At 66.1% G+C, this 17196-nt stretch carries 13 protein-coding genes; 4 read left to right on the top strand and 9 right to left on the bottom strand.

Going from position 1 to position 17196, the window contains the following annotated elements; genetic code table 11:
- Window positions 1-137 precede the first annotated feature (137 nt).
- Window positions 138-878, top strand: coding sequence for a YciK family oxidoreductase (locus ABFA30_RS11225; RefSeq protein ID WP_225788228.1), 741 nt, complete (start codon window positions 138-140; stop codon window positions 876-878).
- 36 nt (window positions 879-914) lie between these two features.
- On the opposite strand, the gene ABFA30_RS11220 is transcribed toward ABFA30_RS11225, so the two are convergent.
- The 7 genes from ABFA30_RS11220 to ABFA30_RS11190 all read right to left on the bottom strand — a co-directional run bounded on the left by ABFA30_RS11220 (window position 915) and on the right by ABFA30_RS11190 (window position 8847).
- Window positions 915-1703, bottom strand: coding sequence for a TenA family transcriptional regulator (locus tag ABFA30_RS11220; protein ID WP_225788229.1), 789 nt, complete (start codon window positions 1701-1703; stop codon window positions 915-917).
- Window positions 1704-1744: 41 nt separating this feature from the next.
- Entirely contained in the window at window positions 1745-4201 is a 2457-nt protein-coding gene (locus ABFA30_RS11215) for an EAL domain-containing protein (protein WP_225788230.1), read from the bottom strand.
- A 212-nt stretch (window positions 4202-4413) separates the two neighbouring features.
- A complete protein-coding gene (locus ABFA30_RS11210; RefSeq protein ID WP_410045427.1) occupies window positions 4414-6246 on the bottom strand; it encodes an ABC transporter ATP-binding protein in 1833 nt (610 codons plus the stop codon).
- Window positions 6239-6871 carry a DsbA family protein gene (locus ABFA30_RS11205; RefSeq protein WP_225788232.1) on the bottom strand — a complete coding sequence of 211 codons (633 nt, stop codon included), beginning with the start codon at window positions 6869-6871 and terminating at the stop codon, window positions 6239-6241. The genes ABFA30_RS11210 and ABFA30_RS11205 overlap by 8 nt, the downstream gene beginning before the upstream one ends.
- A 3-nt stretch (window positions 6872-6874) precedes the next feature.
- A complete protein-coding gene (locus tag ABFA30_RS11200) occupies window positions 6875-7807 on the bottom strand; it encodes a rhodanese-related sulfurtransferase (RefSeq protein WP_225788233.1) in 933 nt (310 codons plus the stop codon).
- Window positions 7808-8017: 210 nt separating this feature from the next.
- Entirely contained in the window at window positions 8018-8314 is a 297-nt protein-coding gene (locus ABFA30_RS11195) for a BolA family protein (protein WP_225788234.1), read from the bottom strand.
- A gap of 11 nt (window positions 8315-8325) precedes the next feature.
- A complete protein-coding gene (locus tag ABFA30_RS11190; RefSeq protein ID WP_225788235.1) occupies window positions 8326-8847 on the bottom strand; it encodes a DUF2059 domain-containing protein in 522 nt (173 codons plus the stop codon).
- A gap of 157 nt (window positions 8848-9004) precedes the next feature.
- Here ABFA30_RS11190 and ABFA30_RS11185 point away from each other — a divergent pair, with 157 nt between their 5' ends.
- Window positions 9005-10399, top strand: a complete 1395-nt coding sequence (locus ABFA30_RS11185; protein WP_225788236.1) for a class II fumarate hydratase — start codon at window positions 9005-9007, stop codon at window positions 10397-10399.
- A gap of 82 nt (window positions 10400-10481) precedes the next feature.
- Here the strand turns inward: ABFA30_RS11185 and ABFA30_RS11180 are convergent, their stop codons facing one another.
- A complete protein-coding gene (locus tag ABFA30_RS11180; RefSeq protein ID WP_225788237.1) occupies window positions 10482-11444 on the bottom strand; it encodes a DMT family transporter in 963 nt (320 codons plus the stop codon).
- A gap of 156 nt (window positions 11445-11600) precedes the next feature.
- Window positions 11601-13088, bottom strand: coding sequence for a polyphosphate:AMP phosphotransferase (pap, locus tag ABFA30_RS11175; protein ID WP_225788238.1), 1488 nt, complete (start codon window positions 13086-13088; stop codon window positions 11601-11603).
- Between the two features lie 179 nt (window positions 13089-13267).
- Between pap and mnmC the strand changes: the two genes are divergently transcribed.
- Complete coding sequence (gene mnmC / locus ABFA30_RS11170; RefSeq protein ID WP_253167946.1) at window positions 13268-15253, top strand: bifunctional tRNA (5-methylaminomethyl-2-thiouridine)(34)-methyltransferase MnmD/FAD-dependent 5-carboxymethylaminomethyl-2-thiouridine(34) oxidoreductase MnmC; 1986 nt, start codon at window positions 13268-13270, stop codon at window positions 15251-15253.
- A gap of 152 nt (window positions 15254-15405) precedes the next feature.
- Entirely contained in the window at window positions 15406-17193 is a 1788-nt protein-coding gene (locus ABFA30_RS11165; protein ID WP_225788240.1) for an N-acetylglutaminylglutamine amidotransferase, read from the top strand.
- The last annotated feature ends 3 nt before the right edge of the window (window positions 17194-17196 follow it).

The raw sequence follows: 17196 nt of genomic DNA, 5'->3' as shown, positions 1-17196 counted from the left end.
ACGGACAGTGTGGGAGCCGGCTTGCCGGCGATGGGGCGCGAAGCGGCCCCAAATGACAACTGAAAGTCTTAACTGACCGGCATTGTGCAGCACCCTGCTTTTTTGCAGCTTGCCGCTCCAACCCCAAGGACCCCGACATGTTCGACTACACCCCCCGCCCCGACCTGCTCAAGGGCCGGATCATCCTGGTCACCGGCGCTGGCCGCGGTATCGGTGCCGCAGCCGCCAGGGCCTATGCCGCCCTGGGCGCGACCGTGTTGCTGCTGGGCAAGACCGAGGCCAACCTCAACGAGGTCTACGACCAGATCGAGGCCGCGGGTCACCCACAGCCAGTGGTGATCCCGTTCAACCTGGAAACCGCCCTGCCCCACCAGTACGACGAGCTGGCGGTGATGATCGAGGAGCAGTTCGGCCGCCTCGACGGCCTGCTCAATAACGCTTCGATCATCGGCCCGCGCACGCCGCTGGAGCAGTTGTCGGGCGACAACTTCATGCGCGTGATGCACATCAACGTCAACGCCACCTTCATGCTGACCAGCACGCTGCTGCCGCTGCTCAAGCAATCCGAGGACGCCTCGGTGGTGTTTACCTCCAGCAGCGTCGGGCGCAAGGGCCGCGCCTACTGGGGGGCCTATGGGGTATCGAAGTTCGCCACCGAAGGGCTGATGCAGACCCTGGCCGACGAACTGGAAGGTGTCGCCCCGGTACGGGCCAACAGCATCAACCCAGGCGCCACCCGCACCGCCATGCGCGCCCAGGCCTACCCTAGCGAGAACCCACAGAACAACCCGCTGCCCGAGGAGATCATGCCGGTCTACCTGTACCTGATGGGGCCGGACAGCGCCGGGGTGAATGGGCAGGCGTTCGACGCGCAATAGGGCATTGGGGCCTTGGCAAAGGCAGGCCCCCTGGCCTCACCCCGCCGCCAACGCCGGCCGCGCCCTCCCTGGCTGGCGCTGTTTCTCCAACTGCATGCAATGCTCCAGAAACAGGTACATGCAGTCATAGCTCTTGCAGATCGCCTTGCGCAGTTCGTCGCGCAAGGCCGGCGCCGGGCGCTCGCCCACCAGCGTGCAGATGATCTCCAGCGCCTCCCACGGGTGGGCATCGTCGTACTGGGCATGCATCCTCAGCCACTTCATGGCGCGCTTGCGCTGGTCCTCGGGAAAGCCCTGGGCGTAGGTGTCGGACGAACAGACAAGCGCCGCCCACTCCCCCGTCGCCCCCTCGATGGCGTAGTTGGTGGCAGCCATGGCGATCGCCAGGGGCTCGGTGGTACACACCCGCCAGCACCAGTCGTTGAGGGCATTGAGCTGGGGCGCCACCTCCTGAGCCTGCAGCTCGGCCAGGCTGATGCCATGGGCTTGGCACCAGTGCAGCCAGTAGTCGGCATGGTTGAGCTCGACCCGGATGTTGCGCATCAGCCAACGCCGCGCCATGTCCTCGCCCGGGTGGCGGGCATAGCGGGTCTTGGTCAGGTTGTGGGCCATGTACAGGGAGAACTGCTCGACCACCGGCCAGCCCCCGACCAGGTACTGGCGCAGGGTCGCAGGCCTTAGCCGGCCATCGCGCAGGCGCTGGTAGAGCTCGTGCCCCACCACCCGCTGCTTGCTTTCATGGCATCGCTCGAGCAGTTGCTGGGCCCAGTCGGGATAGCTGGCAGGGTCCATCAGCGGCCCGATCCGTACGAATGCGTCCATCACTTTCAGCTCCTTGGTTCCTTGTGATTTTCCGGACAGGTGTTTCAGCGAAAGGTCCCAGGCGCCCGGTGTAACAGGGGCTTCGCGGCAATCCGTTGGCGCTGCAGGCTGTCACAGGTGAACACCTGCGGGCGCTCGATCAGGTAGCCCTGGGCGTAGTCCACGCCGATCTCCTGCAGCGCCTGCTCGATCAATGGCGTCTCGACGAACTCGGCAATGGTGCGCTTGCCCATGACGTGGCCGATATGATTGATGACCTCGACCATGGCACGGTTGACCGGGTCATCCAGCATGTCCTTGACGAAACTGCCGTCGATCTTCAGGAAGTCTACGGGCAAGTGCTTCAGGTAGGCGAATGACGACATGCCCGCGCAGAAGTCGTCGAGGGAGAACCGGCAACCCAACCCCTTCAATTCGTTGATGAAGCGAATGGCACTGCCGAGGTTGGCGATGGCGATGGTTTCGGTGATCTCGAAACAGATCAGCCGTGGCGGTATGCCGAACTCGCCGAACAACCGCTGCAGGTATTCGAGGAAGTTGTCGTCGCCGATGCTCGACCCCGACAGGTTGATCGCGCACATCGCCAGCGGCCCCTCCCGGCCTTCGTCCAGGCACTGGCGGATGACCTGGAACACATTGCGCACCACCCAGCGGTCCAGAGCAGTCATCAAGCCATAGCGCTCGGCAGCGGGGATGAAGCTGTCGGGCAGGATGGTGCGGCCACTTTCGTCGTGCAGGCGCAGCAGGATCTCCACATGGCCCGGCCCCTCCAGGGCCTTGAGCGGGGCGATCTCCTGGGCATAGAGGCAGAAGCGGTTTTCTTCCAGAGCCAGGTGCAGGCGCTGGATCCAGGCCATCTCGCCAAAGCGCAGGGACAGCTCGCTGTCGTCGGCATGGTACACCTGGACCCGGTTGCGTCCTTTCTCCTTGGCCATGTAGCAGGCCATGTCGGCAGCGCGCAGGGATGCCTCCAGGGTGCCCGGTGCCTGGGTGACATGCACCAGGCCGATACTCACGGTGGTGACGAACGGCCGCCCCTTCCAGACGAAGTGCAGGCTCTGTACGCTCTGGCGCAGTTGTTCGGCAATGCGTTCGGCATGCTCCGGCGGACAGTTCACCAGCAGGACGCCGAACTCGTCGCCCCCCAGCCGCGCCAGGGTATCGCCCTCGCGCAGGCCAGCCTGCAACACCGCACAGATATGCCGCAGCAGCTCGTCGCCGGCGGCATGGCCACAGGTGTCGTTGACCAGCTTGAACTGGTCCAGGTCGAGAAACATCAGCGAATGCCGCCCGCTCTGGCGCGCCAGGCCATTGAGCGCCTGCTCCAGGCGATATTCGAACTCGCGACGGTTGGCCAGGCCGGTCAGGGCATCGTGGGTCGCCTGCCAGGACAGGTTGGCGATGTACTGGCGCTCCTGGGTCATGTCGTGCAGGGCCAGCACGATACCGCTGACCTGGCCATCGGTGAGGATCGGCGAACCGACCAGGTTGATCGACACCGTGCTGCCGTCCAGGCGCTGGATCAGCCGGGCATGCTCCGAGTCCCCTTTCAGGCTGCCGCTGAGGACCTGCTCGACCAGGGTACGGCTGTCGTGCTCGGCCTGCTCGTCGACCAGGCTGAACAAGGCCGCCAGCGGCAGGCCCTGGGCATGGCCGGCCTGCCAGTGGGTCAACTGCTCGGCGGCCGGGTTCATGTAGACGATGCAGCCCTCGACATCGGTGGTGATCACCGCGTCACCGATCGATTGCAGGGTGATCTGCGCCCGCTCCCGCTCTGCCTGCAAGGCCGTGGCGAAGGCCTGGCGCTGGGCCAGCAACTTGCCCGAACGCCGCCAGGCCAGGGCGATGAGGAACAGCGCGGTGGCCAGGTTAGTGATCAGCAACACCCGCAACAACATCCGCGAGCCCTCTCCCAGCGCATCGCTGAATGCCTTGGAGGCTGGGGTCACGCCTTCGTTGATGGCGACGATACGCGCCTTCCAGGCGTCCACCTGGTGCGCAGGGACCTGGCCCTGGGCGAAGCCGTCACGCATCTCCGTGGCGAGGGTGTCCAGCTGGCGCAGGTAGTCGTCGCCGATATCCCAGTAGGCGATGGCCGTTTCCATGTAGCTGATGTGGCGGAAGTTGCGGTAGAACCAGATGATCCGATCGACATCGTCCGGATGGTTGCCGCCCTGCAGGATACCGTTGCGCGCCGCCACCAGGTCGGGGCTGGCCTGATCCAGCGCCAGGCGCAGCTCATGGTCGCCCTGGGGCACGGCGATGGCCTGCCGGTAGCGCTGGAACATGCGCTCGTCGCGGTTGTCGGCGTACCGGTCGAGGTAGTAGATAGCGTCCTTCTGCGCCTTGGACCACAGGCTTTCGCCGGCCACGTAGGCGCGTACCGCCGACAAGGCATAGAGGCTGATGCTGCCGAGCAGCACCTGGAAGACCACGATGGCGATGAATGGCCAGATGATGCCCAGCAACCTGGGGGCTTCGAGTGTGCGAGTTCCCTTCATGTAGTCCCTGTCGTAGAGCGGATCAGACTGGGTCGATCCAGACAAGCACAGCGTAGGCGATTTGCCACGGTTTTGAAGGGCTTTTTGCTGGCCTGCGCTGGCTCATTCGGGGCGATCCGGCAAACTCGCTCGAGCCGTTCACAACATTCGACGTCCATTTGGGGCCGCATCGCGCCCCACTGCCAGGCATGCAGGGTCTAGCCCCAGGAACCTCAGCTCTGCTGCAAATGCCCATACAGCTTGGCGTACAACCCGCCCTCGGCGATCAGTTGCTGGTGATCGCCCTCCTCGGCGACGTGCCCGCCATCGAACACCAGCACCCGGTCGGCCTGCTTCACCGCCGACAGGCGGTGGGCGATGATCAGTGTGGTGCGGCCGCTGAGAAAGCGCGCCAGGGCCTGGTGCAGGTTGTATTCGGTGGCGGCGTCGAGGGCCGAGGTGGCTTCGTCGAGGATCACCACCTTGGGCTCGGCCAGCACCATGCGGGCGATCGCCAGGCGCTGGCGCTGGCCGCCCGACAGCCGTACCCCGGAACGCCCCACCACGCTGTCCAGCCCCTGGGGCAACGCAGCGATGGTGGCGTCCAGCTGGGCGATGCGCAGCGCCTGCCAGCAGGCGTCGTCGCTGCACTCGCGGCCCATGGTCAGGTTGGCGCGCACGCTGTCGTTGAACAGCGCCGGATGCTGCAGCACCACCGCGACGTTCTCGCGCAGGGTCTCCAGGCCGATCTCCTGGAGGCTGGCGCCACCGAAGCGGATGGTCCCGCCCTGGGCGCTGTACAACCCCAGCAGCAATTGCACCAGGGTGCTCTTGCCACCACCGCTGGCGCCGACGATGGCCACCTTCTCGCCCGGGGCGATGGACAAGTCCAGGTGCTCCAGCACCGGCTCTTCGGCATAGGCGAAACGCAGGTCGCGCACCTCGATGCCGACCGTCTCGCGCCCGGCGAACGGGTCGCTGGCGGCCGGGTAGCGCGGCTCGTCGGCCCGCGCCAGCAGTTCGTTGAGCCGGCTCAGGGCGCCGCCGGCGGCGTAGTAGGCATACTGCAGGTTGAGCAGTTGTTCGACCGGCCCGATCATGAACCACAGGTAGCTGAACACCGCCAGCATCTGGCCGATGGACAGGTCGGAGAACAGCACCGTGAGCATGGCTGCGGCCCGGAAGATATCGATGCCGAACTGGAACAGCAGGCCACTGGCACGCCCGCTGGCGTCGCTCTTCCATTGCGAGGCCACGGCATAGTCGCGCACGTCACGGGCGCGCAGGCCAAGACGGCCGAGGAAATAGCCCTGGCGGTTGCCGGCGCGGATCTCCTGGATGGCATCGAGGGTCTCGGCCAGGGCCTGGGTGAAACGCGCAGTGCTGTCGTTCTCCAGCTTCTTCAAGTGCTTGACGCGCTTGCCCAACTGCACGGTGAAGTAGATCACCAGCGGGTTGAACAGCAGGATCAGCAGGGCCAGTTGCCAATGCATCCAGATCAGGATCGCAGCGGTGCCGGTCAGGGTCAGCACGGCGACCAGGAAACGGCTCAAGGTCTCGCCGACGAACTTGTCCAGGGTGTCCAGGTCGGTGACCAGGTGCGTGGTCACCGTGCCGCTGCCCAGGCTCTCGTACTCCTTGAGGGAAATGCGTTTGAGCCGCTCGATCAAGCGGATGCGCAGGCGGTAGACGATGTCCTTGGCCAGGCCGGCGAACAGCTTGGCCTGGACCACGTTGAAGGCCAGCGCGGCCAGGCGCAGCCCGAGCGTGGCCACGAGCATCAGGCCGATATAGCCGGCTGCCACCTGCCAGCCGGTCGGCAACAGGTGATTCATCCATTTCAGCGCCGCATCGCCATGCCCCAGCAGCACTTCGTCCACCAGCAGGGGCAGCAACAAGGGGATCGGCACGCTGCACAGGGCTGCGAGCACCGCCACCAGGTTGGCGCTCCACAGGGCTTTGCGGTGATGCAGGGCCAGGCGGCGGATTTCCGCCCAGCTCAATCGATCGGCCACGGCGGGGGCACTCCCCGGCACAGGGTCAGACGACCCTGGCAGGTCAAGCACAGACGGCCTGCTGCAGCCAGCGGCCGAGCAAGGGCTGCAAGCGCTCGAGCGGCTGGTAGCCATTGGTCAGCAGGGCCAGCTGGCCGTTGCGCTCGGCCAGCAGGGTCGGGAAGCCGGCGATACCCAGGCCCTGCACCCAGCTGAAGTCGGCCGCGGTGGCGGCGCGCGTCTCGGCGTGGGTGAAGGCCTCGGCGAAACGCCCGCGGTCGAAGCCGCAACGCTCGGCCAGCGCTACCAGTTGCGGGGCACAGGTGATGTCCACGCCCTGCTCGTAGAAGGCCTGCTGGATCAGTGCCAGCAACGACCAGGTGCGCTCGGCGTCGAGTTCACGGGCCGCGACCAGGGCGCGGCAGGCGGGCTCGGTGTCGTAGACGAAGCCATCGGGCATGGCGCCCTCGAAACGAAACGCCTGGCCGGTGGCCTCGGCCACTGCCTGCCAATGCTCGAGGATGTAGCGACGGGTCGCGGCATCCAGGGCGCTGCCGCCGGAGCGCAAACCACCGGGCACCAGGCGCGTCGGCACGCCGGCCTCGCGCGCCTGGGCGATCAGCGCCTCGGCCACCGGCGCGAAGCCCCAGCACCAGGAGCACATCGGGTCCATCACATAGAGCAGGCGTGCGGACATGCGTCAGGCCTCGGCTTTGTAGTTGTAACCGATCGGGTGGGGCTGGTTGCGCGCCTTGGCCAGCTCGATCTGCTTCTGCCGGTCGATGGCGCTGCGCCGGGTCTTCTCGCTCAGGCTGTCCCAGCAGTGCGGACAGCTGATGCCTGGCGAATAGTGCTCGGACGCACGGTCCTCCACGCTGATCGGATGGCGGCAGGCATGGCACTGGTCGTAGTCGCCTTCGGACAGGTCATGGCGCACCGTGACGCGGTTGTCGAAGACGAAGCAGTCGCCGTCCCAGAGGCTTTCTTCCTGAGGCACTTCTTCGAAGTATTTCAGGATGCCACCCTTGAGATGATAGACCTCCTCGAAGCCTTCGCCGAGCATGTAGCTGGAGGCTTTCTCGCAACGGATGCCGCCGGTGCAGAACATCGCCACCTTCTTGTGCTTGCTGGGGTCGAAGTTGGCCTTGATGTACTCGGGGAACTGACGGAAGGTCTCGGTCTTCGGGTCGATGGCGCCCTTGAAGGTGCCGATGGCCACTTCGTAGTCGTTGCGGGTGTCGATCAGCAGCACTTCAGGGTCGCTGATCAGGGCGTTCCAGTCCTTCGGCTCGACGTAGGTACCGACCTTGTGATTGGGGTCCACGCCCGGCACGCCGAGGGTGACGATCTCTTTCTTGAGCTTGACCTTGGTGCGGTAGAACGGCTGCTCGTCGCAATAGGATTCCTTGTGGTCGACATCCACCAGGCGCGGGTCGCTACGCAGCCAGGCGAGCAGCGCGTCGATGCCTTCGCGGGTGCCCGAGACCGTACCGTTGATACCTTCGACGGCCAGCAGCAGGGTGCCTTTGACGCCGTTGTCGAGCATGGTCTTGAGCAGTGGCTCGCGCAGTTCGACGTAGTCTTCCAGGGTGACGAACTTGTACAGCGCCGCCACGACGATAGCTTGGGTCATGAAACGATTCTCCAGGTGGTCGCCCTCGCAAAGGGCGGACCGGATGACAGGTGGTGCGGGTTGGTTCGGGGCGCGGTGCACCCCTTTCGCGACACAAAGCCGCTCCTCCAGGTACCGCGCGGTACCTGGAGGAGCGGCTTTGTGTCGCGAAAGGACCGCGCAGCGGCCCCGATAATCGACGCGGGAGTCTACCAGAATCCCGGAAAGGATTCAGTGCCCGCCGCCAGCGCACACCGGCGATGCCGGCGCTGCGCCGACCTGGGCCCACTCCTCGGGCGTGTAGGTATGGATCGCCAGGGCGTGGATCTGGCTCATCAGCTCAGCCATGGTGGCGTAGACCTTCTGGTGGCGCTTGACGCTGTTCAGGCCCTCGAACTGCTCGCTGACGATCACCGCCTTGTAGTGGGTTTCCTGGCCACGGCTGTGCATGTGGCTCTCGTCGAGCACTTCCAGATGGCGTGGGCCGAGGGCAGCCAGTTGCTGCTCGATGCGTTGCTGCATGCTCATGGGTGTCGCACTCACTTCTTCGCTGGCGCGGCCTTGCCGGCGTTCGGGTCGAGTTCCTTGGTCATGTCCTCGAGCAGCTTGTTGACCACCGGTACCGCCGGCTCCAGCTTGGCCTGGGTCAGCTGGGCCGACTGCTGGGTGACCTTGGGCATCTCGCGCATGACCTTGCGGCCCAGCGGCGACTCATAGAACTTGACCAGGTCCTTGAGCTCGGCCTCGGTGAAGGTGTCGGTGTACAGCTTGACCATGTCGGGCTTGATCTTGCTCCAGCCGATGGCGTTGTCCAGGGCGGCATTGGCCTTGGCCTGGTAGCTCTCCAGCACGGCCTGCTTGGAGGTCGGCGCCTTGGTCTGGGCGAAACGCTGGGCGAACATCTGCTGCACCTGCATGTACACCGGGGTGCCCAGCTTGTCGGCATTGGCCAGGACCAGGAATTTTTCTGCGCTGGCGTTGTGGCTGGCGGTGGCGGCGAGGACCTGGCCGCTGGCACAGACCAGGGCGACGGCGGCGCAGAGGGCACGGAGACGGGTCATTGCAATTCCTTCATGAGAGAGGGAGGCGGATACCTCAGAGTAGAGCATTCTGCGCCGCGGCGGGCGCCCTGCTCAAGTGGCACGACGAGCGATGGAACCGCTCTGTCGAATCAGGGCCTAAACTGCGGTTTCGAACCCGCAAAGGAGTGAACGCAGCATGAGCCGTATCGAGACAGACAGCCTGGGCCCGGTCGAAGTTCCAGAGGACGCCTACTGGGGCGCGCAGACCCAGCGTTCGCTGATCAACTTCGCCATCGGCAAGGAGCGCATGCCCCTGGCCGTGCTGCATGCCCTGGCGCTGATCAAGAAAGCCGCGGCACGGGTCAACGACCGCAATGGCGACCTGCCGGCCGACATCGCCCGGCTGATCGAACAGGCTGCCGACGAAGTGCTCGCCGGCCAGCACGACGACCAGTTCCCGCTCGTCGTCTGGCAGACCGGTAGCGGCACCCAGAGCAACATGAACGTCAACGAGGTGATCGCCGGGCGCGCCAACGAACTGGCCGGCAAGGGCCGTGGCGGCAAGGCGCCAGTGCACCCCAACGACCACGTCAATCGCTCGCAGAGCTCTAACGACTGCTTCCCCACCGCCATGCACATCGCCGCGGTACAGGCGGTGCAGGAGAAACTCCTGCCGGCGATCGCCGAACTGTCCTCGGGGCTGGCGGAGCTGTCGGCGCGCCACCAGCACCTGGTCAAGACTGGCCGCACGCACATGATGGACGCCACGCCGATCACCTTCGGCCAGGAGGTGTCGGCCTTCGTCGCCCAGCTCGACTATGCCCAGCGGGCGATCCGTGCCACCCTGCCAGCGGTCTGCGAGCTGGCCCAGGGCGGGACCGCCGTGGGCACCGGCCTGAATGCCCCGCATGGCTTCGCCGAGGCCGTGGCCGCCGAGCTGGCGGCGCTGTCCGGGCTGCCGTTCGTCACCGCGCCGAACAAGTTCGCCGCCCTCGCCGGCCATGAGCCGCTGACCAGCCTGGCCGGAGCCCTCAAGACCCTGGCCGTGGCCCTGATGAAGATCGCCAACGACCTGCGTCTGCTCGGTTCCGGCCCACGCGCGGGGCTTGCCGAGGTGCGCCTGCCGGCCAACGAACCAGGCAGCTCGATCATGCCGGGCAAGGTCAACCCGACCCAGTGCGAGGCGCTCTCCATGCTGGCCTGCCAGGTGCTGGGCAACGATGCGGCGATCGGTTTCGCCGCCAGCCAGGGGCACCTGCAGTTGAACGTGTTCAAGCCGGTGATCATCCACAACCTGCTGCAGTCGATCGAGCTGCTGGCCGATGGCTGCCGCAACTTCCAGCAGCACTGCGTGGCCGGCATCGAGCCGGATGCCGAGCAGATGGCCGCGCACCTGGAGCGAGGGCTGATGCTGGTGACCGCGCTCAACCCGCACATCGGCTACGACAAGGCCGCGGAGATCGCCAAGAAGGCCTACAGCGAGGGCAAGACCCTGCGCGAGGCGGCGCTGGAGTTGAAGTACCTGACCAATGAGCAGTTCGACCAGTGGGTAAGGCCGCAGAACATGCTCGCCCCCGGTGCCAAGGGCTGAGTCTTCGTCACCTGGACGGGCGTTCAGGGCCGCTTCGCGCCCCAGGATTACAGGCCTGACCGGCGTCGGTGCCGACCCGCGCTCAGTGCACCTGAGCCAACCGCGCCCGCCGGGCCCGCCATCCGGCCACCAGCGAAGGCCCCAAGGCCACCAGCGCCGACCCGACCACGACCGTCACCGCGCCGAGATAGCCCAGGGCATTGATGTCTTCGGCATGCACATACTCCGGCCACACCCAGGCCGCCACGGCCACCGCGACGAAGGTCACCAGCGGCGTCAGGGCCAGGGTCGCGCTGACCCGCGAGGCTTCCCAATGGGCCAGGGCCTCGGCGAACGCGCCGTAGGCCACGAGGGTGTTCAGGCAGCACGCCAGCAGCAACCAGCCCTGCACGGGGGTCAGTCGCAGCGCTTCGAGCGGGTGCACCCAGGGCGTCAGTAGCAAGGCGCAGCACAGGTAGATCACCATCATCACCTGCTGGGAATGCCAGACGGTCAGCAGTTGCTTCTGGCTCAGGGCGTAGAACACCCAGATGCTGGTCGCCAGGAGGATGGTCAGCACACCGGTGGTGTAGGTGCCCAGGGAGGTCAGCAGCTCTTCCAGGCGCTGGTTGAAGAACAGGCCGAAGCCCGCCAGCAGCACCAGCAACCCCAGGCCCTGCCCCAGGCTGAAGCGCTCCTTGAACACGAACACACTGGCCACCAGCAACAGCACCGGGCCGATCTGTACCACCAGTTGCGCGGTGCCGGGGCTGAGCAGGTTCAGCCCGACCAGGTAAAGCACGTAGTTACCCATCAGGCCGCACACAGCCAGCGCCACCAGCCCCTTGCCCTTGGGCCCGAGCTTGCCGAACGACGGCAACCGCCGGTTGGCCGCCAGCCAGGCGAACAGCAGGCTGCCGGAGACCAGCAGGCGATACCAGGTGACGGTCACCGGGTCCATCACCTGCAGGACCTGCTTGAGCTTGATCGGCAGGATGCCCCAGAGCAACGCGGTCAGAAGTGCCAGGAACAGGCCATAGACCCAGCGTCCGGAAGAAATGTGCATAACGTCCTCGATCTCAAGCCCTTTGGTGGGGGTGCTGAAATTCTAAGGGTTTGCTGTGATTGGCTGGCGGGAAGTGCCTGGAAAAGATTTCATCAGGTCATTCCCCCCAGGCATGGCAGGCGGGCTGCAAGCTTGAAGCTTGAAAGCGCACCACGACTACTTCTTGTCGAATGCCGCTTCCAGCGCCTCGTTGATGGTGCGCAGTACCTTGACCCGCGCCCAGCGCTTGTCGTTGGCCTCGACCAAGGTCCAGGGCGCGATCTCGGTGCTGGTGCGATCGACCATGTCGCCCACCGCCTCGGCATAGACATCCCACTTGTCACGGTTGCGCCAGTCTTCCTCGGTGATCTTGTAGCGCTTGAAGGGAATCTGCTCGCGCTCCTCGAAACGCTCCAGCTGGGTCTGCGGGTCGATCGCCAGCCAGAACTTGACCAGCACCACGCCGGCGTTGCTCAACTGCTCCTCGAAATCGTTGATCTCGCCATAGGCGCGCATCCAGTCGGCGGGGGTGCAGAAGCCCTCGACCCGCTCCACCAGTACACGGCCATACCAGGAGCGGTCGAAGATGGTGAACTTGCCTCGCGCCGGGATGTGTCGCCAGAAGCGCCACAGGTACGGCTGGGCGCGCTCCTCCTCGGTGGGCGCGGCGACCGGCACGATGCGGTACTGGCGCGGGTCGAGCGCGGCGGCGACGCGGCGGATCGCACCGCCCTTGCCTGCCGCGTCGTTACCCTCGAACACCGCCACCAGGGCGTGGCGGCGCATCTGCTTGTGGCGCAGCAGGCCGGCCAGGCGCGCCTGCTCGGTGACCAACTGCTCCTGGTAGTCGCGCTTGTCCAGGCGCTGGCTCAGGTCCAGCGCGCCGAGCAGGCTCTTCTGGTCGATGCTGCGGCCCAGGGGCGCGACGTTGCCCTTGTGCTTGCCCTTCGGCTCGCTGGCCAGGGCCGCCTGCAGGCTCTCCAGCAGGATGCGCCCCACCGCCAGGCTGCGGTAGTACGGGTCGACGCCTTCGATGATGTGCCAGGGTGCATAGTCGCGGCTGGTACGGCGCAGCACCCGCTCGCCGAAACGCACGAAGCGGTCGTAGGTCTGCGACTGCTGCCAGTCCAGCGGGCTGATGCGCCAACTGTGCAACGGGTCGTCCTTGAGCGCCTTGAGGCGAGCCTTCATCTGTTTCTTGGACAGGTGGAACCAGAACTTGATGATCAGCGCGCCCTCGTCGCAGAGCATCTGCTCCAGGCGCTCGGCCCCGGTGATGGCTTGATCGAGCACCGCGTCCTTGAACAGGCCATGGACCCGGCCTTGGAGCATCTGGCTGTACCAGTTGCCGAAGAATACCCCCATGCGCCCTTTCGGCGGCAACGCTCGCCAATAGCGCCAGGCCGGCGGCCGCGCCAGTTCCTCGTCGGTCTGCTGGTCGAAGGTGCGCACCTCGATCAGGCGGGGGTCCATCCACTCGTTGAGCAGCTTGACCGTCTCGCCCTTGCCGGCGCCCTCGACGCCGTTGATCAGCACGATCACCGGAAAGCGCGCCTGCTGCTTGAGTTCGTACTGGGCCTCGAGCAGCGCCTCGCGCAGGGCGGGCACTTCGGCGTCGAAAGCCTCCTTGTCGATGCTGTGGCCTATTTCGGCGGATTCGAACATGCTTGCCTGGGCTCCTTCAATGGATAAGCAAGACTAGCGGAAGTCGGGGCTGCAAGCTGCAAGCTGCAAGCTGCAAGCTGCAAGCTGCAAGAAAGTGTAGGCCGTGCCACCATGCGCACCATCTCGTAACTTGCAGCTTGAAGCTTGCAGCTCCCCGATCACCCGCAATTGAAACGACCATGCCAGATACCCGCCTTCCCCAACACGCCCAAATCGACTGGGACGACCAGGGCCGACCTCATTCGCGGCAGTACGACGACGTCTATTTCTCCAAGAACGAGGGCGTGGCGGAGACCGAACACGTCTTCCTCGAACAGAACCACTTGCGTCAGCGCTTCGCCGAACTGGCGCCCGGCGCCTGCCTGGTGATCGGCGAGACAGGCTTCGGGACCGGCATGAATTTCTTCTGCGCCTGGCAGTTGTTCGCCGAACAGGCGCCTGACGAGGCCCGCCTGCATTTCGTCAGTGTCGAGAAGTACCCGCTCAGTCATGACGACCTCGCACGCGCCGTGCAGCTGTGGCCGGAGCTGGCGCCCTATTGGCAACCGCTGTTGGCGCAATACGTGGCGATTCATCCGGGGTTCCAGCAGTTCTCCTTCGCGGATGGGCGGGTCACCCTGACATTGCTGGTCGGCGATGCGCTCGAACAACTGCCCCAACTCGATGCCCAGGTCGACGCCTGGTTCCTCGACGGTTTCGCCCCCGCGAAAAACCCCGACATGTGGACGCCCGAGCTGTTCGCGCAACTGGCGCGGCTATCGCACCCGGGCACCACCCTGGGCACCTTCACCACCACCGGCTGGGTCCGCCGGGGCCTGATCGCCGCAGGCTTCGCCATGCACAAGGTGCCGGGCATCGGCAAGAAATGGGAGATCATGCGCGGCGACTTCCAGGGCTGGCCCGCCGAGCAGCCCGTGCCCTCGCGGCCGGCCTCTTGGTATGCCCGCCCCCGGCCAATGCCCGGCGCACGCCAGGCCCTGGTCATCGGTGCGGGCCTGGCCGGCAGCGCCAGTGCCGCCAGCCTCGCCGCGCGCGGCTGGCAGGTCAGCGTGCTGGAGCGCCACGACGCCCCCGCCCGGGAAGCCTCCGGCAACCCCCAGGGCGTGCTGTACCTCAAGCTCTCGGCCCATGGCACCGCCCTGTCGCAGATGATCCTCGCCGGTTTCGGCTATACCCGTCGCTGGCTGCAGCGCCTGCGACGCGGCCAGGACTGGGACGCCTGTGGCGTTCTGCAACTGGCCTTCGACGCCCCGGAAGCGCAACGCCAGGCCAAGCTGGCCCAGGCCTTCGACTGCAGCCTGCTGCAGCCGCTCGACCAGGCCCAGGCCGAAACGCTGGCCGGCGTGGCCCTGCCTGCTGGCGGGCTGTTCTATCCCGAGGGCGGCTGGGTGCATCCGCCGGCCCTGTGCCAGGCGCAATTGCAGCACCCACGCATCCGCGTGCTGGCGCACCACGAGGTGATCGAGCTGCGCAAGGCCGACGGCCTGTGGCAGGCCTGGGATGGCGAGCGCCTGCTGGCCAGTGCGCCGCTGGTGGTGCTGGCCGGCGCCGCCGACGTGCGTCGTTTCGCGCCTTGCGCCGGCCTGCCGCTCAAACGTATCCGCGGGCAAGTTACCCGCCTGCCCAGCACCGAAGCCAGCCGCGCCTTGCGCACGGTGGTCTGTGCCGAAGGCTACGTGGCGCCCCCGCGCGAGGGCGAGCATACCCTGGGCGCCAGCTTCGACTTCCACAGTGACGACCTTGCGCCGACTGTCGCCGAACACCAAGGCAACTTGGCTTTGTTGGAGGCGATTTCCACCGATCTTGCCCAGCGACTGCACACCGATGAGTTAGACCCAGAACACCTGGAGGGCCGCGCGGCGTTCCGCTGCACCAGCCCCGACTACCTGCCGATCGTCGGGCCGCTGGCCGATGCCCAGGCGTTCGCCGAGGCCTATGCGGTGCTGGCCAAGGATGCCCGCCAGGTGCCCGACACCACCTGCCCGTGGCTGGAAGGGCTGTACGTGAACAGCGGGCATGGCTCGCGGGGGTTGATCACGGCGCCCTTGAGCGGTGAGCTGATCGCGGCCTGGGCCAGTGGCGAGCCCCTGCCGGTGCCTCGCGCGGTGGCCGAGGCCTGTCACCCGAATCGCTTTGCGTTGCGCAGGTTGATTCGCGGCAAGTAGGGACTCCTTGGGGGCACGAAGCGGCCCCCAACATCCACGCTTATAGCAAATCGTTCTAAAACTCTCATAAATCTCAAAGGTCGGTTCCATACCACCCCATTTCGGGGTATACCTAAAAAAGACTTCCCCAACGGCAAAACCGGTAAGGACCTATGTGCGGATTAGCAGGAGAGTTTCGTTTCACCCCCATCGACCAAGCCCCTCGCCCGGCGGATCTCGCCGCGGTGGAGCGCATGACCCATCACCTGGCACCCCGTGGCCCCGACGCCTGGGGCTTCCATAGCCAGGGCCCGATCGCCCTCGGCCACCGCCGCCTGAAAATCATGGACCTGTCCGACGGCTCGGCCCAGCCCATGATCGACAACACCCTAGGCCTGTCGCTGGCCTTCAACGGCGCCATCTACAACTTCCCGGAACTGCGCCAAGAGCTGCAGGACCTGGGCTACACCTTCTTCTCCGACGGCGACACCGAAGTGCTGCTCAAGGGCTACCACGCCTGGGGCGCGGCACTGCTGCCCAAGCTCAACGGCATGTTCGCCCTGGCCATCTGGGAGCGCGACAACCAGCGCCTGTTCCTCGCCCGCGACCGCCTCGGCGTCAAGCCCCTGTACCTGTCGCGCAATGGCGAGCGCCTGCGGTTCGCCTCGAGCCTGCCGGCGCTGCTCAAGGGCGGCGACATCGACCCGGTGCTCGACCCTGTCGCGCTCAACCACTACCTCAACTTCCACGCCGTGGTCCCTGCACCGCGCACCCTGCTGGCCAACGTGCAGAAACTCGAGCCAGGCACCTGGATGCGCCTCGACCGCCATGGCCAGGTAGAACGCCAGACCTGGTGGCAACTGCACTACGGCCCCAACCCTGACGAACAAGAGCTGGACCTGGACGACTGGACCACCCGCGTGCTCGACGCCACCCGCGATGCCGTGGCGATCCGCCAGCGCGCGGCGGTGGACGTGGGCGTGCTGCTGTCCGGTGGCGTCGACTCCAGCCTGTTGGTCGGCCTGCTGCGAGACGTCGGCGTGGACGACCTGTCGACCTTCTCCATCGGCTTCGAGGACGCCGGCGGCGAGCGCGGCGACGAGTTCCAATACTCAGACCTGATCGCCCGTCACTACGGCACCCGTCACCACCAGTTGCGCATCGCCGAAAGCGAGATCATCGAGCAGTTGCCGGCCGCCTTCCGCGCCATGAGCGAGCCGATGGTCAGCCACGACTGCATCGCCTTCTACCTGCTTTCGCGGGAGGTGGCCAAGCACTGCAAGGGCGTGCAGAGCGGCCAGGGCGCCGACGAGCTGTTCGCCGGCTATCACTGGTACCCGCAGGTCGATGGCGCCGACGATGCCTACACCGCCTACCGCGAAGCCTTCTTCGACCGCAGCCACGCCGAATACCGCGACACGGTGCTGGCGCCCTGGCTGCTGGAGACCGACGTGGCCGGCGAATTCGTCCGCGAGCACTTCGCCCGCCCCGGTGCGTCCGAGGCGGTGGACAAGGCACTGCGCCTGGACAGCACGGTGATGCTGGTGGACGACCCGGTCAAGCGCGTCGACAACATGACCATGGCTTGGGGCCTGGAGGCGCGCACGCCGTTCCTCGACTACCGCCTGGTGGAACTGTCGGCGCGCATCCCGGCACGCTTCAAGCTGCCGGACGGTGGCAAGCAGGTGCTCAAGGCCGCTGCGCGTCGGGTCATCCCCCACGAAGTGATCGATCGCAAGAAAGGCTACTTCCCGGTGCCCGGCCTCAAGCACCTGCAAGGCGCCACGCTGGACTGGGTACGCGAGCTGCTGACCGACCCGAGCCAGGACCGTGGCCTGTTCAACCCGGCGATGCTCGACCGCCTGCTGAGCAATCCCCACGGCCAGCTCACCCCGCTGCGCGGCTCCAAGCTGTGGCAACTGGCGGCCCTGAACCTGTGGCTCAGCGAACAAGGAATCTGACCG

This window comes from Pseudomonas sp. HLMP, assembly GCF_046365545.1.
Classification (GTDB): Bacteria; Pseudomonadota; Gammaproteobacteria; order Pseudomonadales; family Pseudomonadaceae; genus Aquipseudomonas; species Aquipseudomonas guariconensis_B.
This window is presented reverse-complemented; position numbering and strand designations above follow the sequence as displayed.